The 20,373-nt window shown below is 66.5% G+C and carries 18 protein-coding genes; 17 read left to right on the plus strand and 1 reads right to left on the minus strand.

Going from position 1 to position 20,373, the window contains the following annotated elements:
• Positions 1–367: 367 nt before the first annotated feature.
• Positions 368–3,619 (minus strand): PAS domain S-box protein, encoded by a 3,252-nt coding sequence (locus ML540_RS03670; protein ID WP_243358599.1) that lies wholly within the window; start codon positions 3,617–3,619, stop codon positions 368–370.
• A gap of 116 nt (positions 3,620–3,735) precedes the next feature.
• On the opposite strand from ML540_RS03670, the gene ML540_RS03675 reads away from it, so the two are divergent.
• From ML540_RS03675 to ML540_RS03755, 17 genes are all read left to right on the plus strand, one after another.
• A complete protein-coding gene (locus ML540_RS03675; protein WP_243358600.1) occupies positions 3,736–6,777 on the plus strand; it encodes a glycosyltransferase family 39 protein in 3,042 nt (1,013 codons plus the stop codon).
• Positions 6,778–6,779: 2 nt separating this feature from the next.
• Entirely contained in the window at positions 6,780–9,104 is a 2,325-nt protein-coding gene (locus ML540_RS03680; protein WP_243358601.1) for a mechanosensitive ion channel domain-containing protein, read from the plus strand.
• Between the two features lie 89 nt (positions 9,105–9,193).
• Positions 9,194–9,784 carry an RNA polymerase sigma factor gene (locus tag ML540_RS03685; protein WP_243359643.1) on the plus strand — a complete coding sequence of 197 codons (591 nt, stop codon included), beginning with the start codon at positions 9,194–9,196 and terminating at the stop codon, positions 9,782–9,784.
• The gene (locus ML540_RS03690; RefSeq protein WP_243358602.1) at positions 9,781–10,059 is read left to right on the plus strand and encodes a hypothetical protein; all 279 of its coding nucleotides are present in this window, start codon (positions 9,781–9,783) and stop codon (positions 10,057–10,059) included. The genes ML540_RS03685 and ML540_RS03690 overlap by 4 nt, the downstream gene beginning before the upstream one ends.
• 8 nt (positions 10,060–10,067) lie before the next feature.
• Positions 10,068–10,454: a hypothetical protein gene (locus ML540_RS03695; protein ID WP_243358603.1), complete on the plus strand. Its 387-nt coding sequence runs from the start codon at positions 10,068–10,070 to the stop codon at positions 10,452–10,454.
• 93 nt (positions 10,455–10,547) lie between these two features.
• Positions 10,548–11,465: a hypothetical protein gene (locus tag ML540_RS03700; RefSeq protein WP_243358604.1), complete on the plus strand. Its 918-nt coding sequence runs from the start codon at positions 10,548–10,550 to the stop codon at positions 11,463–11,465.
• 106 nt (positions 11,466–11,571) lie between these two features.
• The gene (locus ML540_RS03705) at positions 11,572–12,429 is read left to right on the plus strand and encodes a hypothetical protein (RefSeq protein WP_243358605.1); all 858 of its coding nucleotides are present in this window, start codon (positions 11,572–11,574) and stop codon (positions 12,427–12,429) included.
• The gene (locus tag ML540_RS03710; protein ID WP_243358606.1) at positions 12,426–13,208 is read left to right on the plus strand and encodes a hypothetical protein; all 783 of its coding nucleotides are present in this window, start codon (positions 12,426–12,428) and stop codon (positions 13,206–13,208) included. The genes ML540_RS03705 and ML540_RS03710 overlap by 4 nt, the downstream gene beginning before the upstream one ends.
• Before the next feature lie 142 nt (positions 13,209–13,350).
• A complete protein-coding gene (locus ML540_RS03715) occupies positions 13,351–14,097 on the plus strand; it encodes a phage tail protein (protein ID WP_243358607.1) in 747 nt (248 codons plus the stop codon).
• A 5-nt stretch (positions 14,098–14,102) separates the two neighbouring features.
• Positions 14,103–14,630 carry a tail fiber assembly protein gene (locus tag ML540_RS03720; RefSeq protein ID WP_243358608.1) on the plus strand — a complete coding sequence of 176 codons (528 nt, stop codon included), beginning with the start codon at positions 14,103–14,105 and terminating at the stop codon, positions 14,628–14,630.
• Positions 14,631–14,633: 3 nt separating this feature from the next.
• On the plus strand, positions 14,634–14,966 hold the full coding sequence (locus ML540_RS03725) for a hypothetical protein (RefSeq protein ID WP_243358609.1): 333 nt from the start codon (positions 14,634–14,636) through the stop codon (positions 14,964–14,966).
• Positions 14,963–15,751, plus strand: a complete 789-nt coding sequence (locus tag ML540_RS03730) for a hypothetical protein (RefSeq protein ID WP_243358610.1) — start codon at positions 14,963–14,965, stop codon at positions 15,749–15,751. The genes ML540_RS03725 and ML540_RS03730 overlap by 4 nt, the downstream gene beginning before the upstream one ends.
• Before the next feature lie 11 nt (positions 15,752–15,762).
• Positions 15,763–16,158, plus strand: coding sequence for a hypothetical protein (locus tag ML540_RS03735; protein ID WP_243358611.1), 396 nt, complete (start codon positions 15,763–15,765; stop codon positions 16,156–16,158).
• Positions 16,155–17,375, plus strand: coding sequence for a hypothetical protein (locus ML540_RS03740; protein WP_243358612.1), 1,221 nt, complete (start codon positions 16,155–16,157; stop codon positions 17,373–17,375). Before ML540_RS03735 ends, ML540_RS03740 begins: the two co-directional genes overlap by 4 nt.
• Positions 17,375–18,604: a hypothetical protein gene (locus ML540_RS03745; protein WP_243358613.1), complete on the plus strand. Its 1,230-nt coding sequence runs from the start codon at positions 17,375–17,377 to the stop codon at positions 18,602–18,604. Before ML540_RS03740 ends, ML540_RS03745 begins: the two co-directional genes overlap by 1 nt.
• A gap of 9 nt (positions 18,605–18,613) precedes the next feature.
• Positions 18,614–19,132, plus strand: coding sequence for a hypothetical protein (locus ML540_RS03750; protein ID WP_243358614.1), 519 nt, complete (start codon positions 18,614–18,616; stop codon positions 19,130–19,132).
• A 60-nt stretch (positions 19,133–19,192) separates the two neighbouring features.
• Complete coding sequence (locus ML540_RS03755) at positions 19,193–20,359, plus strand: hypothetical protein (RefSeq protein WP_243358615.1); 1,167 nt, start codon at positions 19,193–19,195, stop codon at positions 20,357–20,359.
• Positions 20,360–20,373: the final 14 nt, after the last annotated feature.

The following is a 20,373-nucleotide window of genomic DNA, read 5'->3' on the forward strand; positions in this document are numbered from 1 at the left end:
CGCGCTGAAACGATTGTTGTCGTTGGGTGCGGACCTCCGCAGAGTACCGGGCGCGCCGGTGTCCGGGTCGAGAAGCAGTCGGTCGGTTGTGTACGTATCCTCCTTGAAAGTTGAGTATCGGCGGGGAGGGCGCCGGTTCGAAAAGGTTCTGAACCTGTCTGTTTTGAAAGGTTAGCACAGAGTCCGCCACAATAACAGGAGAAAATGAGGGGGAGGGGGCTAACCGGCCAGAAACGGTGGCAAAATGGGAATGCGGATGACAAAAAATGCCCTCGGAGAAGCCGGAAGGCCGCCTGAGGAGTTCCTGCGGCGCATTTTCAGGCCGTCGCGCCCCCGTGGGGCACGGCGTGGGGCAGGGAAAACCAGGCTACTGGATGGCGAACTTTTCCATGTTGCGGTAGAGCGTGCGCCGGTCCACGCCCAGAAGGCGCGCGGCCTTGGCCCGGTTGTTGGCCGAGCGCTCCAGGGCCTCCAGGATGTCCTCGCGCGAGAGCCCCCGTTGGAGGAAACGCTCCGGGGCGGGGCTGGCGTGGCGCTGGGGGACAGCAAGGCGCGGGGCCGGACCTCGCGTGAGCTCCGGGGGCAGGTGGGCGGGCAGGATTTCCCCGCCCGGGCACAGGATGCTGGCGTGCTCCAGCGCGGAACGCAACTCGCGCACGTTGCCGGGCCAGGGGTAGGTCATGAAGATGCGCATGACCTCCTCGCCCACCCGGGCGATGTGCTTGCCGAAGCTCGCCCTGAAGAGCCCCAGGAAGTGCTCGCACAGAAGCGGGATGTCCTCGGTGCGCTCGCGCAGCGGCGGCACGTGGATCACCATGACCTTGAGGCGGTAGTAGAGGTCCTCCCGGAAGAGGCCCTGGCGGATTTTCTCCAGCATGTCCACGTTGGTGGCCGCGATGACGCGCACGTTGGCCCGGCGTGTCTTGGAGTCGCCCACCCGCTCGAACTCCTTGCGCTCCAGCACCCGCAGGAGGTTCAGCTGGATGCGCGGGGAGATGTCCCCGATTTCGTCCAGGAAGATGGTGCCGCCCTCAGCAGCCTCGAAGCGTCCCACCTTGTCGCGGATGGCCCCTGTGAAGGCCCCGCGCACGTGCCCGAAGAGCTCGCTCTCCAAAAGGCTTTCGGACAGGGCCGAGCAGTTCACCTTGATGAGGGGGCTCTTGGCCCTGGGGCCGCCGTAGTGCAGGGCCTCGGCCACCAGCTCCTTGCCGGTGCCGGATTCGCCCGTGACCAGCACCGTGGACTCCACCTCGGAGAGCTGGTCCAGCACCGCGTAGATGGAGCGCATCACCTTGGACTTGCCGATGAGCCCCCGGTGGCCGTGCAGGTCGGTGAGGCGCTTCTCCAGGTCGGCCAGGCGGGTGATGTCTCGTATGACCAGCACCGCGCCCACGAAGTTGTTTTCCGGGTCCAGGAGCGGGGAGGAGTTGATGACCACGGTCTGGCCCGGCCGGTTGCCCTTGCACTCCACCCGGTACTCCTGCACCGGCTCGCGGGTCTTGAGGGTGGTGGAGATCACCTCGAAGCAGGCCCGCTTGCAGTGCCCGGCCACCAAGTGCAGATGCTTGCCGTGGGCGGACTCGCAGCCGATGCAGCACAGTTCGGAGAGGGCCCGGTTGGTCTGGAGCACGTTCATCTCGGTGTCCACCACGATGATGGCGTCCGGGATGGAGCGGAACACGGCCTCAAGGTTCAGGCGCAGGCGCTCCTTCTCGTCCATGACCTTCTCGTAGGCCCGCTCGGCCATGACCCGCTCGGTGATGTCGCGGCCCACGGACTGGTATTCCATCAGCCTGCCCTGATGGTCGAAGAGGGCGTGGTCGTTGCGGGCCAGCCAGCGCTCCTCGCCGCCTGGGGTGTCCAGCTTGAACTCGATGGCTCCTACTGGGTTGGACGGCGACAGGGATTTCAGGTGGCGCTCCAGCAGTTCGGCCTCGTCCGGAGGCAGCCCGGCCATGTAGACCGAACCCAGGAGCTCCTCCTTGGACTTGCCGAAATACCTGGCCACGGCGGCGTTGGCGAAAGTGATGGTGCCGTCGGGGCGGAAGCGGCAGACCAGCTCGGTCTGGTCCTCGACGATGGCCCGGTAGCGCGCCTCGCTGGATTCGAGCGCCTCCTTGATGAGGCGCCGCGCCGTGACGTCGGTCAGGTAGCCCACGATCTCGGCCGGGCGTCCCAGGTCGTCGAGCACCAGGCGGAACTGGTCGCGTATCCAGCGGGTTAGGCCCTGGGCGTTGATGAAGCGGTATTCGCGGGTGCCCTGGCCCATGGCCAGCTGCAGGCGCAGCTCGGCCTCCATGATGGGGGCGTCGTCGGCGTTCAGGCGCGAGAGCCAAAAGCCGTGGTCCTTGATGAAATCGTCGGGGGTGAAGCCTGTCAGGTCCTCCACGTTGTCGGAGATGAAGGTCAGTTCCAGCTCGCCCACGGGGCGGCGGGAGTATATCACCGCCGGAGAGCTGGTGAGCAGGGCCTGGAGCCGGGCCTGGGTGCGTGCCAGCTTGTCCTCGGCCTCCTTGCGCTCGGTGATGTCCTGCACCATGGGCAGGTAGTAGCTGGGGTTGCCGGAGGCGTCGCGCAACAGCCCCGCCGAGAGGTGCACCCAGACCACCTTGCCGCTCTTGTGGATGTAGCGCTTGTCGAGCTCGTAGTGTTCTATCATCCCGCCGCGCAGCTTGGCCGAGCGGTCCAGGGCTCCCTCCACGTCGTCGGGGTGGGAGAGGATGATGATGTTCTTGCCGAGGAGTTCCTCCTCCTCGTAGCCGGTGATGCGGCAGAAAGTCTCGTTGGCCCGGATGAAGGTCCAGTCCAGGGAGAGCATGGCCGCCCCGATGGGGGACTGGTCGAAGGTGCGCCGGAACTTTTCCTCGGATTCCCGGAGCGACGTCTCCGCTTCCCGCAAAGCCTCCTCGGCGCGTTTGCGTTCGGTGATGTCGATGTTCAGGCCTTCGATGTACAAAAGCCTGCCGTTGTGGTCGCGCACCTGGCGCGCGCTGGTGTTGATCCAGCGCACCCCGCCGTCCTTGCGCCGGAAGCGGGTCTCGAAGCCGGTGATGCGTCCCTGGGCCTCCAGCTGGTTCAGAAGGTAGTCGCGATCGGCAGGGTCCACGTAGAGCTGGGTGCGCAGGTCGGTGAGGGAACCTATGAGCTCTTCCGGGCTGGCGTAGCCCAGGATGTCGCACAGGGCCGGGTTCACGGCCATGAAGCGCCCGTCCGCCGTGGACTGGAACACGCCCTCCACGGCGTTCTTGAAGAAGGAGGCATACTTGCGCTCGGCCTGCTTGAGCGGGGTGAGGTCGGTGAAGGTGATGATGCTCTTGAGGCCCTTGGGGGTGTCCAGGGGCCGCACCGAGATGAGCACGGGCATGCGCGTGCCTTCGGCCCCCTGGAGCATGCGCTCCTGGGGCGGGAGCTGGGCCGTCAGGTCCATGGGCGGGAACTTCTCGGGCTCGCAAAGGCATTCCAGCCCGTGGCAGGCCCGGCCCACCACCTCCCCCTCGGCGCGTCCCAGAAGCTCCAATGCCTTGGGATTGGCATGTTCGATGACGTAGCTCGCGACGTCCACCACCAGGATGCCGGCGTCGATGGCTTCGAGAAGGTCGAGATTGCTGCTCAAGGACATTACGGACTCTCTCCCGCCGCATTGGTTAAGCCCGGGGCGGCCCCCTGGCAAGAGGCTTTGACAACGCCGCCGGGCTTTGTCACAGCTCGGGGCATATGAATCGCAAAGATTTCAGCGTGAAGACGTCCGTTCTGCTGCTCGTGGCCGTGCTGGCCGTGGCGGCGGGCCTGCGCCTCTGGCAGCTGGACCGGGCAGCCCTGTGGGAGGACGACTACTTCAACCTGAGCCGCGGGCTCATGCCGCTTGCCGGGATGTTCCACGCCCAGATGTATTCCGGCCCCACCGAGACCTTCCACGACTACCAGCCCCCGCTCCAGTACGCCCTCGTCCATGCGGCCCTAGCCGTGTCCCGGACGAGCCTGGCGGCGAGGCTGGTCAGCTTCGCGGCGGTGATGCTGTCGATCGTGGGCCTCTTCCGCCTGGGAGCAGGGCTGTTCGGGGCGAGGGCCGGCCTTTTCTCGGCCCTGCTTGCGGCGCTGTCGCTCTTTTCCATCGATGCGGCCAGGTCCATCAAGACCTACGGCGTCTATTTTGGCGCGTCCGTCTGGGCGCTGCACTTTCTCTACCAGGCCGTGTGCCGGGGGCGGTCGCGCCTGTGGTGGGCCTTCGTCCCCTGCGCCGCGGCCATGGTCTATTCGTCCTTCCTGGGAATTCCGAGCCTGGCCGCCCAGATCGCCTTCGCCGGGGCGGTGCTGACGGGTGAGGCGATCGCCCGCGCGCCCGGCTGGCAGCGCCGCGTCCGGCATTTCGCCTGGGCCTGCCTGGGCGTGTCCGCCCTGTGCCTGCCCTGGGTCCCGGCCGTGGGCTTCATCCGGGAGATGTTTTACAATCCCGGAGCGGACCCCATGGCCAGGATGAGTCTCGCCAAGGTCCTCGAGTTCGCGGGCGGGTTCGTCAGCCACGTGTTCGAGACCCCGGCCTGGGGATGGGCCGGTCTGCCGCTTCTGGCCCTGGCCGGCTGCGTGGCGGCCCTGGCCGTGCGCCGCTTCAGGGAACTCGCTTTGCTGGCGCTGTGGACCGGGCTTCCCGCGGCCACCCTCCTGACCAGCCGCTCCGAAATGAGCGAGGCGCTGTCCACGCGCCACTTCTACAACGTGTTCGGCTTTCTGGTCCTGGCGGCGGGCCTGGGGGCCGACGCCCTGCCGAGGCTCCTTCCCGAGCGGTTCGAGAGGGCCGCCGGGCTGGCCCTGGGCGGCCTCCTGTGCGTGTGGGCCAGCGCCCCGGGCCTCTTGCGCCTGCCCGAATACTACGCCCGCTCTATCAGCTACGACCGCGACGTGGCCTACTGGCTGTACGCCCATGCGGGCGATGCGGACTCCCTGGACGTGCAGGGTTGGAAACGGGCCACGAAACGCTTCGCCATGAACTGGTATCTCCCCGGGGTGTTCACCTCTTCCGGCGAGAGGGCCGCCCCGGGCTACCACCGCGTGCTGACCCTGGAGAACTCCCTGGACTCGCGCATTGCCGGGTTTCCGGAGCCGGACCTCTGGCGCGAGAGCTTCACGCTCGGCCCCTTCGGCACGCAGCTCAGCCTGCGGGGTGAACTTGGTCGTTCCCCGCTGGCCGTGACGCCGGACAGCCAGGGGCGCTTCCGCTACTCCGACGACTTCTCCGGGCTTGCGCTGCGCCGGGACGCGCACTCGCTGCGAAACGCCTCCACGGACCGGCGGCTCGGCGTGCTCCTGCCCTCGGACTGGTCCAGGCCCGGCGAGGCGGTCTACCGGTTCGTTCTGCCCGAGGGCGTCCGGGTCCGGTCCATCTCGGCCAAGGTCACGGGCGTGCTCTACAAGAGGCATCCGTCCAGCCGCACCGAAGCCAGGATCGGCCTCGCGGCGGGCGCGTCCCCGGAGTCCCTGCGAGAGGCGGGGGCGATCTCCCTGGACGACTTTCTCGCGAAGGACGGAACCCTGTCCCGCCAGCCCTGCGAGCCCCTGGAGGAGATACCCATCTACGGTGCCTGCGCCAGGGAGGCCAAGACCTGGGACCTGACCGGGTTCGCCGGCGGGGGGCGGGAATTCTCCGTGCGCCTCTCCATCACGCCCGGCAAGGAGGAAGGCTACCTCTTCGTGGACGATTTCCAGCTCGATGTGCGGTGCGAGCCCGGAAGCGCTCCCCGGCCGGATCCGCCGGCGCTGGAACTCGAGACCCTCATGGCCAACGGGCGCGTGCGGCCCTGGCGGCCGGGCGCGGCCAGCCTGGATGGGCTCTACGCCTTCGCTCCCGGCCAGGGGGCCGTCGCGGGCCTGTCCGCCCCGGGAACATCCCTGGGAACCCCGGACGACCTGGACCGCTTCCGCCGGGAACATCCGAGTTTGGCCCCGGTGTACCGACTGCGGGACTCCTCGGGAGCGGTGGCCGCCGAGTTCTATGATCCGCCGCTGGCGTTTTCCGACGCCCTGCCGCGGCGGGACGTCTCGAACCGGACCGCGTTCACGGCCCGGGGAGTGGTGCTCGCGGGGCGCCTGAACGCGCCGGAGCTTGCCGTGGCGGGTTCCAGGTTGGCCATCCCCGTGGCCGCGCCGCGCGGCTCGGTGCTCATGTTGAACCCGGGCGGCGAGGGCAGGCTTATCTGGTCGCCGGACTTCTCCAAGGGGGCTTACGCCGGCCTGGACTTCGACTCCCAGGACAACCTGCGACCCTCCCCCGACGCCGACAACGACGGCGGCCTGACCTGCCGGGAGGAACGCCCCTGCTCGTTCACGGCCCGGTTCGTGTCGGCTCTGCCCGTGCGCCGGGTGCGCCTGGAATGGTATCCGCGCGTGGTGGGCTCCCCGGACGGGAAAAACGTGGTGCGCCTGTCGTATTCCACCGACGAGGGGCAGACCTTCACTCCCCTGGAGGAATTCACCGGGCGCGGGCTGGCCTCCTGGAGCCAGATGTTCGCAAAGCACGCCGCGGTGCTGGACTTTTCCAGGCCGGTGAATCATTTCATGCTCAAGGTGGAGCTCTCCGGCGAGGACGCGCAGCTCTGGTCCCACGCGCGCGCGGCCGACCGCATGTGGCTGGAGGCGTCGCTGGACGCGCGATCCGTGGGCACGGTGGAACTGCCCGCCGCCGATTTCCCGCTCGGCCTCACGGGGCCCGCCGGGAACGACTTCCGCGTCCGTTTCATGGACAGGCCCGTGCCGATGTTGGACTCCATCAAGGACTGGAGGTGATCATGAGGCGCTTGAGCGTTGCCGTTCTCACTGCCTGCGTCTTTCTGGCCGGGGCCGTCCCCTGCCTGGCCCAGGGCGGCGTGGCCTGGAGGGAGGTCCTCAAGGGCATCGAGCGCGACCTAGACCGCCGCGCCGAGGAGGTGGAGGCCATACGCGCGGAGTTGCCGAACATCATGGCCAAAGCCCAGCAGAGCCTGGCCCGCATGGACAACAAGCTCACGCAGGTGTCGATCCTGCGCGGGGTGGCCGGGAGAACCCCCTGGGCCCTGCGGACCCTCGTGGCCCACACCTCCGGCATCAGGCGGGATTTCGAACTGAGCGGACACTACCTGGACCTTGCCAGGGCGCACCTCTCGCGCATCAAGGAGGACAACGCCACCCTCAAGGAAATCAGGCGCAAAGGCCCCGAGAACGAGTACAACGACGAGACCATCGCCGCCCTTGCCCCGGCCACGGCGAAGCTCAAGGCCATCAAGAAGGACGTGGACGAGATCAAGTCTGAAGTGGACGCCCAGATCGGCCAGTTCGCCCAGTTCCGCCAGAACCTGGACAGCCTGCGCGGCGAGTTCAGGACCGACTACATACGCGTGCTGACCGAGCACTATTTCCGGCGCACCCATCCCCCCCTGGACGGGTACGGAATCGCCCTGCTCAAGAACCAGGCCGGCGCCTGGCGGGAGGACTATCCCCGTTTCCTCCTGCCGGTGCTGGCCTGGACCGAATGGACTGAGCTCGCCTTGTTCGGCCTGCCTGCCTGGCTGCTCCTGTATTTTGCCGGAGCCGGCGCGGCGCGGCGCATGGGCGTTTCACAGGAGCGGCGCGTGCGTCTGGGCTGGCCGCTTCTGTCGTTTGGGGTGTCCCTGTACCTGGTCACGCTCGAGGTCCCCTACACGGCGAGCCACATGCTGAACCTGGCGTTGGTCAGCGTGGCGGCATGGGGAGCGGTGCTCCTGGTGCGGCACAGGCAGGCGGGGAATCAACTGGACTTCCTGCTGCTCCTGTACGTGGCCGGGTGCCTGGCTCAGGCCGCCGACATCCCGGCGGAGATGCTCTGCGTGGGCGGCGCGCCCCTTCTGGCCCTGGCGGCATGGAACCGCTGGAGGGCCGGAGCGCGGGGCACCGGCGCCGCGCTCGCCGCGCTCTCCCTGGCCGCTCTTTCAGGCTTCGGCCCCCAGGCCGTGGTGCTGGCCCAGGCATGGTTCATGTTCACGCTCACGCGGGCGGCAGCGGGTTCCCTCAAGGCCTGGCTGCAGGAGCTGGGCGGCATCTGGACCGGCTACGTCTACCCCCTGGCCGTGACCGTGCTCTACGTCACCTACCTGAGCTGGGTGCTCATCTTCATGGGCGGACCAGGGTTCCTGGATTACGTGTTCGCCCTGGAGGTCTCGCTCGGCCCGGTCAAGGTGTCCCTGGACGCGGTGGCCGTCATGGCGCTGATGTTTTTCGCGGCCAGGCTCATGCTGGCCTGGGTTCCGGCCGGGCTCGACCGGGCCACCTTCTCGGGCAAGGCCCTGGACCAGGCCCTGGCCCACACCCTCTCCACGCTTCTCTCCTACGTCACCTGGCTTACGTTCCTGCTGGCGGTGCTGCACATCCTGGGGCTGCCGCTCACCGGCCTCACCTGGATCGCCTCGGGCCTGTCCGTGGGCGTGGGCTTCGGGCTCAAGGACATCATCAACAACTTCGTTTCTGGCCTGATCATCCTGTTTGGCGGCTCCATCAAGAAGGGGGACGTGGTCCAGACCGGCAAGACCCTGGGCGAGGTGGTGGCCGTGTCCGTGCGCAACACCACCGTGCGCACCCTGGACAACTCCATGGTCATCATCCCCAACTCCAGCTTCCTCAAGGGCGAGATCATCAACTGGAGCTACCAGGACAAGCGCATCCGCCTGACCATACCGGTAAGCGTGGTGCCCGGCACCAAGATCAAGAAGGTGCGCAAGATCCTCGAGCAGGCCGCCCTGGCCAACGAGCTGGTGCTGAGGGATCCGGAACCGTCGGTGATGCTGCGCCAGTTCGGCAAGATGGGTCTCGACTTCGAACTCTACGTCTGGATCGCCGACTTCCGCGACAAGTACCGCGTGGAGTCCGAGCTGGCCGCGGACATCGACCAGCTCCTGCAGGAGAACAAGATCACCGTGGCCTTCCAGAGCGCCAAGGTGAAGTACAAGCCCAAGGGCAGCGAGGAGGCCCAGCGCGAGGCCGCCCGCGAGGAACTGCGCGCCAAGCGCCACGCCGTGTTCGCCTTGGTCAGGCCGCTTAGGCGCGTGCACTTGCGGGCCAAATGGGGCATGGCCGCCCAGGCGCCGGTCAAGGACGAATCCTGACCGAGCGGGGGCTTCCATTTTTTTTCGACTTCCTCCTGTAACCGCCGGGGGCACCGGCGGCGACACACTGGGCGGAGGCTCACGTGGGCATGACCCCCTCGGGGGACGCGAAAGCGGTAGCGCGCGTCCTGGCTGGAGATACGGAAGCGTTCGAGGTGCTGGTGCGCGCGCATCAGGAGCATCTCTTCCGCCTGTTGTCGCGCCACCTGCCCCGCAGCGAAGTGGCCGAGGCGGCCCAGGAGGCCCTGCTGGACGCCTACCAGAACCTCTCCAAGCTGCGCGAGCCCGAACGGTTCAAGGCCTGGCTGTCCTCCATAGCGCTGCGGCGTTCGGCGGACTTCTGGCGGGAGAACTCCAGGCGGGCCGAGCGCGGCGTGGACTTCTCCAGCCCCGAGGAGCTGGCCTGGCTGGAAGACGCCATGCTGGAGGATTCCTCCCGGCGCTTCGAGGAGATGACCGAACGTAGGGAGGCCGCCAAGCTGGTGGAGACCCTGATGGAGGAAGTGAGCCCGGAGGACCGCATCGCCCTGGAGCTCTACTACGCCGAGGAATACGACGTGGCCGAGATCGGCGAGATGCTGGGTTGGGGCGAATCCAAGGTGAAGGTGCGCTTGCACCGCGCCCGCAAGAAAATGGCCCGCAAGTGCGAAAGCCTGCTGGGTCAGGGAGTGAGGCCATGAAGGAAAGGTTGGACCGCATCTGCGCCAAGGTGGTGTCTTCAAGGCCCGTGGCGGCCGTTCCGCCCGGGTTCGCCGGACGGGTGATGGCCCACGTGCGTGAACGCGCCGAACAGGCCCTGGACGGCTGGTTCGTGCGCCGGGTGGCGGTTCCGCTCATGGCGGGCGGCGGCGCGGCGTCGCTGGGGCTCGGCCTGGCCTGGATATGGCTGTGGCAGGCGGGCTACACCGCCGAGTTGTCCCTTCTGGTCTCAGGGCATCCCTGGGCCGGGTTCTAGGAGAGGAGATGAACAAGCGCAGGCTCGTTTTCGCGGCGATCGGAATCTTTCTGGCCGGACTCCTGACCGGAGGCGTGTCCATGGCCTTCTACGGCAAGATGCGTCTGGCCCCCCTCGTCAGGATGGACAAGCTGGGTGCGGCGGGCTTCTTCCTGGAACGCATGGATTTCGCCCTCAAGCTTTCCGACAAACAGAAGCAAGAGATCCGGCCCATCATCGAGGACACCCTGGCCCGCATACGCGAGTCGCGCATCCCCTGCATCTCGGGGGAGGACGTGGCCCTCAAGGCAGGAGCCGAGCGCATACGGCCTCTGCTGGAACCGGAGCAGCAGGACAAGTTCACGGCCTTCCTGGAAAAGGCCAAGGAACGCCGCAAGAAATTCTACGGCCAATGATCGCCTGCCGAGAGATATTCCGCCGGGTTTGACGCGGCGGGGGATTTTCGTCACCATGCGTAAAATCCCCACACCGGAACCCGGCGGACGTAGATGCCCAATCTTCCCGTTTTCTCCACCATCGGCCAGGCCATGGCCGTCTTCGGCCTGCATATCGGGGCGCTCTCCAAATGGGCGCTCATCCCATTCTTTCTGTCCGCCGCTGCCCTGGGGGCCGCTTTCGGCCTGGGGCTGTGGTTGCAGCCTCCGGGCGGAGCGGGATTCCCCTACTGGTGGATGGGATTTCTCCCGGCCGCCATATTCTGCCTGGTGGCCTGGACCCCCTACGCCATCCGGGTCAACCAGCTGGCCGTGGCCGGGCGCGTCGAGCCCGTGGGCTACCTGGAAACCATGTTTTCGTCCGTGGGCCTCAGATATCTGGCCTACGCCATCATCGTCGGCTTCATTCAGCTCGCTGGGATCGCGATCTCGGCCCTGCCGGTGCTCCTGGTGGCGCACTCCGGCACGCAGGACGGCAACTCTTCCAGGGTCGTCCTGGCAGTGGCCCTCACTGTGGTGCTCGTGCTGGCCTTCTTCATCCTGACCTCGCCGCTCAATCTGGTCTACCCGGCGGCTGCGCTGGAGCGCGAACCGTCGCTGGGCAGGGCCTACAACCTGGGCGCGCACCGGAAATTGCGCCTGTTCGCGTGCGTCTTCCTGACCGCCGCGCTTTTCGGCGTGCTCGGGCAGGTGGTGGAATTCGCGGCCTCGGCCATGGGGGCGCAGAAGTCCGGCATGGTGCGGCTGGCCTTCGTCCCCGTGCAGATACTGCTCAGCTTCTTCAGCTACGTGACAGCCACGGCGGTGCCTGCAGTGGCCTACCGCATCCTGGCCGGCCTGCCGGACCCGCGCGGAGCAGAGCCCGTCCCGGGGAACCAGCCCTCCGGCACCTCCGGTTCGTCCGGAACGCCCGCCGTCCGGAATGCCGCCCCGGACGAGCCCGGGGATTTCCCCGGCACGGGCGGAGCGTGAGCCCGTCCGGCCACGATTCCCATCCGTCGTGAAACCGCAACCCGCACGCCTCGCGCCCGGCTGTCCGGATGTTCCGGCCGGCCGCGCGTTGCAAAGGAGCTGACACATGGGGGAGAGCCTTCGTGCTCCCTGGAGCTTTTCGCCGCTGGCCGTGGTGGCTGAAAGCCTGGCCTTCACGGCCGCCAATATCCGGTCCATAGCCACGTGGGCGCTCGCGCCCCTGGGCTACGGCCTGGCCTTTCACTACCTGCTGCCCGCGTCGGCCGATCCCAGCGAGGCCGCGCCGGGTTTCCTGCCCCTGCTGATGCTTCTGGGCTGCGTCCTCTTGTGGATCAGGGTGCCCCTGGAACTCAGGGTGTACCGCAAATATCTGCTGGATGAATCCCCGGGCCGCTTCTACGGGCTGGAGCTCATTCAGGGCCGGACCTGGACCTACCTGTGGGCCTACATCCGGGTCATGTGCCTGTTCGTGGCCGTGCTCGGGCCGGGGGTGATGATTGCGGTGATGCTCTTCGCGCCGCTTCTCAAGAGCGGCTTCGCCGGGTCCGCCCCGGAGCTGGTCCGGACGCTGGCCCCGGCGGCGGGCATGATCGTCCTGTTGGGACTTCTCTACGCCGTGCTCGCGCCCCGGGTGATCCTGGCGTTCCCCGACGTGGCCCTGGGGGGCAAGGGGCTCCTCTTCCAATCCGGGCCGTTCATGGCCCTGGCCCGCAAGGCGCGTTGGCGCATGGTGGCGGTGATGGCCGTGGTCTGGGCCCCGGAGCACGCCCTCAACGCCTTGTCGTACGTGGGGGGAGATTGGGATTGGTGGAAGTCCGCGTCCGAGGGCTGGTGGTTCATCCCGGCGAGCTACCTGCTCGGTTTCGCCACTCTCATCGTTTCCTCGGCGGCCGGGGCGGTCATCTACCGGCGGCTGCGCCAGGGCCTGTCCGGGTCCGAAACTTCCGGGGAAGACGCCGCGTGAGCGGCGGCGGGCCGTGCCTGCCGCCCGGGCGGCTTGCAGTGCTGTCCACCTTCGCCGAGGCGTTGGCCCTCTCGGCCAGGCATTCGCTCCGGCTCTTCGCCTGGAGCGCCCCCGTCACCGCAGCGGGGCTGGCGGCCACGGCCGCCGTGGCTCTGTTTCCGGACATCCCGGCCGTGTACCTGGGCGCCCCGGCGGCGTTTCTCCTTTATTTCGCCGTCGCGTTCTGCGCCTTCTGCGTGCGGGTGCACCGGTTGATCCTTTGGCCCGGCGAGCCACCTTCCGTCCGAGCAGCCCTGACTTTCCCCTCCGGCACCTGGCGCTACGCGCGCGGCTTGGCCGTTGCGGCGGCCGTGGGCGTCCTGCCCGCTACGGCAGTGTGGCTGGTCCTGGACGCCTTGTCTCCGGAGGGCATGCCGGAGGCGGACTGGGCCGCCCTCTCGCTGGTTCTGGCCTTCCTGGCCGCCCAGGCGGCCATGGCCAGGAGCCTGTTTCTCTACCTGACCGGCCTTTCCCTGCACGCTCGCGGCTCCTGGCGAGTCTCCACGGCCATGGCTCGAGGCTGCCGAGGGCGGCTGGCCCTGCTTGGTCTCGCCTCCGGGGCCTACACCCTGGGAGTGAGCGCCTTTGCCGGATGGATGGTGGGGATGGTCTTTCCCGACGGTCCCCAGGGTCTGCTCGAATTCCTGACCATCGTGGTGGGCCTGCCCGCCCAGATGGGGTGTTTTGCCTGCCTTCAGGCCGCCTGTTACCGGCGGCTCTCCCCCGATCCGCTCTCCTGATCCCGTTGTTTCTGCTTAATGCCCTGAAATAGCTTCTTTTCAGTTCACAAAAATAATTTCAACTTTTTACCCACATAGCGCTATGTGGGGTGAAATCCATCGGTCTCTGCGTATTATTGCGCTCACCTGGCAAGGAGAGACCATGGCTTATACGCGAACCACAGTAATCGACGCTTCTCCCTCGGGGGATTCGGTCAAGCAGGCGGTCCTGGACCTGGACGCCGACCTGACCGGAGCCTTCGACGGGCTCAACCAGATTCAGGCCGTCCTGTCCCTGAAGATCAACCAGTCCGAGTACGACCAGCCGAGCGGAGTGCCTCGCCTGGACGCCTCGGGAAAGATCCAGGCCGGGCAGCTTCCCGGTACCCTGGCAGACCTGCCCATCGGCATGATCGCCCCCTTCGGCCTGGAGACCCTGCCCACGGGGAGCAACTGGCTGGAGTGCAACGGCTCCGAGCTTTCCATCGCCGACTACCAGAGCTTGTACGCCGCCATAGGCAACGCCTTCGGTCTGGCCGCAAGCCCCTCCAACTTCAAGCTGCCCGACCTGCGCGGCCAGTTTCTGCGCGGCTGGGACCATGGGCGCGGGCTGGATCCCGATGCGGCCGTGCGAACGGGAGGCGACCACGTGGGCTCCACCCAGGCCGACATCATGAAGAAGCACTGCCATCCCATCGGCGGCGTGGTGGGCACGGCCGGTGGCGGCACCGGAGTGGTGGACTGCCAGGCTTGGGACAATGGTCCGTACAACTACGGCACCACGGACTTCACGCATACCACCGACAAGAACGTCGGTTCGCTGGACGCCGACCCCTACTACGGCCGTGCCCGGGGCAACGAGACCCGGCCCGTGAACACGGCGGTCATGTACTGCGTCAAGTGGAGGTAAAAATAATGATTCTCTATTGTTACGATGAGTCCGGCGTCTACACCGGCCCCGTGTCTCCGGCCCTGTCCCCGGCTCGCCCCTTCGTGGGAGGCGAGCCCAACTACCTGCGCCCGGCCCGCTCCACGGACAAGGCTCCTCCGGCGGCCGGTCCCGGCTACGTGCCCATGTTTGATGGCTCGAAATGGACCCTCGCCGAAGACCGCCGCGGAACCGTGGCCTACGACACCGTCTCGGGAAAACCCCGGGCAGTCATAAGCCTGGGCGCCCTCCCCGAAGGATGGGTGGAGACCCCCCCGCCCTCGGACTGCCACGTCTGGTCCGGCGACGCCTGGCTGGAGGACCCGTCTCTGCGGCTCGCACTGGTGCGCCGTGAGCGCACCGCCCGGCTGGCTTCCTGCGACTGGACGCAGCTCGCCGATGCGCCCCTGTCCGGCCCGAGCAAGGCCGCCTGGGCCGCCTACCGGCAGGAGCTACGCGACTACCCCGCCGGCTGGAACACCGACAAACCCTGGCCCCTGGCCCCCACGGAGTAGACCATGGCCTACCGTTACGACCTCAAGATCGACCAGGGCGCGACCCTGGCCCTGGAAATCGAGTGCCAGGACGACGCGGGAAATCCCATGGCTCTTTCTGGCTACTCGGCCTCGGCCCAGGTGCGCTACCGTTACGCCGACACGAGCCCGGCCGCCGTGTTCGCTTGCACCCTGAACGAGACGCCTGGGCTGGTGTCCCTCAAGCTGGGCGCGGCCCAGACCGCGGCCCTCTCCAAGCCCTTCGGGGTCTGGGACTGCGAGCTCACCGCCCCGGACGGCACCGTGCAGCGTCTGGCCGAGGGCAAGGTGGCCGTCTCCCCGGAGGTGAGCAGATGAGCGCTGTGGTGAAGAGAATCGTGCTCTCGACCCCGGCGGCGGTGGGGTCCACCGCCCAGTTCAGCGCCCTGGAGCGTTGCCGGGCCTATTCGGCCACGGCAACGGACGCCCAGGCCCAGGCCCAGGCCTCGTCCGCTTCGGCCCAGGCGGCCTCCAGCGTGGCAGAGGCCGCGCGCGACGCCGCCCTTGTCGCGGTGGGCAGCGTCAAGGTTACGCAAAACGATGCGCAGGCCAGCGTCCTGGATTCGGCCTTGGGAGTGTCCGCGCCCCTGAATAAGACGGTACTCGTCCCCGGCGGCGACGAGACCTTGAGGCTCGGGGTAGACGCCCTGGGCGGGGCGAGCGCCTCCCAGGCGGGGTCGGCTGGCGTCGCGCCCGCTCCCCTGGCCGGCGAGCAGCAGAAGTTCCTGCGTGGCGACGCCACCTGGCAGACTCTGGACCGGGCATCGCTCGGGCTCATAAACGTGGAGGACGCCTGGACCCTGCTTCCCGGCGCGGTCACCATGCTCTCGTCCACACAGGCCGCCGTGGCCGGGGACTGCGCGGCCACAGCCTCCCTGGGCCGCGCGCTCAAGCCCGACCTGCCCTCCGGGAATTTCGGCTACGTGGCCGACGCCGTCTACGACGCGGCCAATTCCAGGACCATCATCACCGTGGAGGGCTTCGCGGTGACCGGCCAATGCACCCAGCTCTGGGTGGGCCAGGATCCGCGCAATGCCCCTTCGGCCTCGTCCAGCGGCTCGGACCTCTATCTGGCCGCCAACTACAACTGCCTCATGTACTAGGAGAGATATCGATGAGCAGCCATCCCAGTTTCCCGGGCACCCCGGCCATCACCGGAGCCCTGTCCCTGGCCAACGCCACCGGCACGTCTTTAGTGGACTTCTACACCGCCTCGCCGGGCGGGAACGGAGTCATGTGCGGCCGTCTGCGGGCCGCCAGCTCCGACACCAACGCGGTGACGCTTCAGTTCGCGCGCTCCATCGGCGGCACGGACTACATCATCGGCGAGTCGCAGGTCCCGGCCGGGTCCGGCACCAACGGCACCGCTGTGTGGAAGGATCTCCTGGCCGACCTCAACCTGGGCAACGCCATGACCCTGTCCCCTGGCGAAAAGCTCAGGGTGCGGGCCAAGACCGCGGTCACGGCCACCCTCAAGATCGACCTGATCATGGAAGGCGCTCCGCTGTGAGCCTCTTCTCGGTGAAACAGCCGGGCGGGGCGGGCGTGCAGCAATGGGCGTCCGCCATCACTGTGGGCAAGTCGCTCAAGGACCTCTACGCCTCGCAGGGCGACGTAACGCTCATCGGGGCCAACACCGTGGCCACGCTCCAGGACGGCCCCGAGAAGGTGGTGCGCTACGGCAACCTGACCCTTGGCGACGGAACCACGGCCACGAGCCTGACAGCCTCAAATCGTTGCAAGGGGCTGACCATCATCTGCGACAACCTGACAGTCAGGAACAACGCCACCCTGAACATGACCGGGAAGGGGGCGCGGGTTATGACCAACGACGACCCCTTCTTCCCGTTCGTGGACTTCAGGATTCCCAACCAGATCACGCTCTCTTCAAGTCAAATCACCTTGGCTCAAGCCCTGGCGACCATCAAGGCGCAGGGATTCGCTCCGTGGGACCAGGGCACTTGGCAGCACCTTGTTTCTTCCCTGTACGGGTTCAACTTGTCCGTGAGTCAAACCGGTACGTTGGCGCTGATGTTGGCGTCTGGATGTGGAATCGGGGTTAACGGAGGGCGGTGCGCCAACAGCGGCGCAGCAGGCGGAAGTGGGACCGCAGGGGTAAATGGTGGGACCGGAAGCGGTGGTTCTGGGGCTGCCTGGAGCAGCGGGACGGTCTGGGCTGGATACTCCGGGGCCGGCTGCCCTTATGCCGGAGGTTCTGGCTCCGGCGGGGCCTCGGCCGCCGGCGGGTATGGCGGATGCAGTTCCTGCGGAAAGGCCTCTTCCCAGTATTCCGGCCCAGGAGGGGGGGGCGGCATTTTTTGGTACAATAACTGGGGCGGCCAGTACACGCAGTTCGCTGAAGCAAGCTACGGAAGCGGCGGGGCAGGCAACCCGGGCGGATCGGCCGCAAACGATACCGGCCAAGGCGGAAGCGGGTGCGGCGGGAAGTTGACCATCATTTGTTTTGGGACTGTCACCATCCAATCCGGCGGGAAAATCGAGGCCAACGGCATCGCCGGTGGTTCCGGGGTCTACAGCGGAGGGGGAGGCTCCGGTGGCGGACACATCTCGATCGTCACTCCCTTGGCTGCTCTCTATTCCAACAATGGCACTGTCCAGGCTTCAGGGGGGGCTGGAGGAACCAGCAGTGGAGGATATTCAACGGGTGGCCCTGGCGGCGCCGGTTCTGTCATCACGAAGACATTCTCCGACCTGGGGTGGATGTAATGAGCATTTATTCCATCAAACAAGCCCAGACAGGCATCGTCCCCTGGGCCGACATCGTGCCCGTGGGCAAGAACATCAAGAACCTCTACGACTCCGCTGGGGACGTGACGATCTCAAGCCCCACGCAGATCGCCACCCTCATCGATGGCCCCGAGAAGGTGGTCAGGTACGGGAACCTCGTCCTATCTTCCACCTTGACGGCCACGAACCGTTGCAAGGGCCTCACGGTCATCTGCGACAACCTAACCGTGCAAAACGGTGGCGTCCTGAGCATGACGGGGAAAGGGGCGCGCGTTCTCACCAACGACGACCCGTTCTTCCCTTTCACGGACTTTTTGATCCCCGATCAGGTCACGCTCTCGTCCTCCCTGATCTCCAAGGCCCAGGCTCTGGCCATCATCCGGGCCCAGGGGATCGCCCCATGGGATCAGGGGACATGGCAGACATTGGTGAGCAAGTTGTTCGGGTTCAACCTGGCCGTGAGCCAGCCGGGGCAGGTGGCCCTTCTTTCCGTTCTTGGATGTGGCGCTGGACAGCCTGGGAGGGTCATCGGCGGCAATGGTGGCAGTGCGGGTAATGCGGGCATGAATGGAGGCACTGGCGGTGGCGGAGAAGGTGGAGGATGGAACTCCAACTGCAACGCTAGTAGCGGGGCCACGGGCGCTGGATGTCCGTATTCCGGCGGTTCTGCTGGCGGCGGGGTAGCTGCCTACGATTCCTGGTACGGAGTCAACCATGCGGACGGGCAGGCGTCTTCTCCGTATTCCGGCCCCGGCGCTTGCGGGGGGGCATCTTATTGCGGGGCGCCAAATAGGTATACCGGGCTTGGTTCGCAGATAGGAGGCACCCAGTACGGTGGCGGTGGCGGGGGAGCCGGAAGTCCTGGTGGAATGCCCGGGAATCAAAGCTCTTGCTACCAGGGAGGAAGTGGGTGCGGTGGAAAGCTGGTGGTCATCTGCTTTGGAGCCGTAAACATCCTCTCAGGCGGCAAAATCGAGGCGAACGGGATGCCGGGCGGAGTTGGCGGTCCGGGCGCGGGCTCTGGATACCCAGGCGGAGGAGGGTCCGGAGGCGGGCATATCTCAATCATCACTCCATCCTACACGACCGCCGGAACCGTCCAGGCCGCTGGTGGAATAGGCGGAGTAGGGAGCACATACGGCGGCTCCGGCGGTGCCGGATGCGTCGTAACCAAAACATTCGCGCAGATGGGAACTGCGTGGCAATAAGGATAACACATGGAAATCACTCTGTTTCATAGCGCACAGGTGGAAGAGTCCCGCGCCATCGTCCAGGAGCTTGGCGGCGAACCCGTTGGAAACGACGTCACTATCGACCACGGCGGGCGCGGCGTGCGCATCGTCTCCAAGCACGCCCTGGCCGTGGGCGTCTGCCCTAACTTCAGCGCTTACCCGGCCATCGTGGTCACGGGCGAGGACGGCTCCACGCGGGTCAAATCCCCCGTAGGCACCTGGGCCGAATGCCTGGACTTCATCGACAATCCTCCCGTGCCGCCCGCTCCCGTGCGGCGGGTGGAGTACTCCAAACTGGAGTTTCTGAACCGCTTCACCGACGAGGAAAAGGTCCAGCTCAAGGCTTTGGAGGCTACCGACCCGGTGGTGGGCCTGTTCTGGGAGGAGTACCGCGCGGCCGAATCGATCCGCGTGGACGACCCCAGGACAATCAAGTCCGTCGAACACCTAGCCTCCATGCACTACATCACCGACGACAGGAAGGCCGAGATTCTGGGGTGCTGACATGCACCCGCCCGGGCGGGTGCGCAGGCACGACAACAGACTTCATGCCGAGGAGGAAGCATGAGCATTTATTCAGTGAAATCGCCCCCGCAAGGCGTGCAGGCGTGGCAAAGCGATCTGCTCGTCGGTAAGGGGATCTTCGATTATTACGATTCCCAGGGAGACGCCGCGATATCCATGGCGGCACAAATACCCTGCGTGCAGGACGGCCCCATGGTGGCGCGCAGATACAACAACCTTACCATCTCTGCGCAACTCACAACGCAGTACCGTTGCCGGGGTCTGCTCTTGCTGGTGGACGGCAACCTGACCGTAAGCTCCGGCGGCGACCTGTCCATGACCGCCCGGGGGGCCGCCGGACACTCGAAGATGGGGCTTTATGACATGCTCATTCCGGACAGGATAACGCTGGCCTCGAAGCGCATGTCTCAGCGGGACGTTCTGGCCAGCCTGAGGAGCAACGGCTACGCCATCATCGACCGCTGGCTGTGGGACGATTGGGGCAAAATCGACGGCATGAGCGCCACGGCTTGGGCGGGAGGCATGGTGTTGTTGTCGGCGGCCGGATGTGGGGTCGGAAAAGTGCCCCAGGCGGGCACGACAAATTACCAAGCGACCTCTGGAGCGGCAGGAATCAACGGTGGGGCTGGAGCGGGGGCTCCTGGGTGCATTCATAGTGCAGGTGCGACAACAGCCGCCAAGACCTCGCGCGGAGGATCTGGCCGGCCTTGGGGTGGGGGGGCGGGGGGTGGCGGGCAGACCAATGGAGATGGCCTCAACTATCCTTATGATCCGAATGCCGATGACTACGGTGGTAAAGGCGGTGATGGGATGGCGATCGCCGATAATGCCTCCAACTGGGTTTCGGGCAGCGGGGCGGGGAATACACCTGGGGTAATCCAGGTGGCCGGTAGCTCTAATTCTGTCGGACAGAGTGGCACGGGAGGTTGCCTTTACGTCATATGCAAGGGCAATATCCTCATTAGCTTGGGGGGCTTGATCGAGGCCGACGGGAAGCAGGGTGGAGTCAACACGAGCTACACGAATTATTTCGCCCCAGGCGGCTCGTCAGGTGGCGGTCATGTCTCCTTAATCTACGGGGGCACATACACCAACAACGGAACGGTTCGAGCCAACGGAGGTGCAGCCGGTGTAGCGACGTTGAACCAGAACGCTGGCGGCGCCGGCTCGGTCGTGACCAAAACCTTCGGCCAGATGGGCTGGTAGCGCCCGCTCTTTCT

The sequence above is a fragment of the Fundidesulfovibrio terrae genome (assembly GCF_022808915.1).
GTDB lineage: Bacteria > Desulfobacterota > Desulfovibrionia > Desulfovibrionales > Desulfovibrionaceae > Fundidesulfovibrio > Fundidesulfovibrio terrae.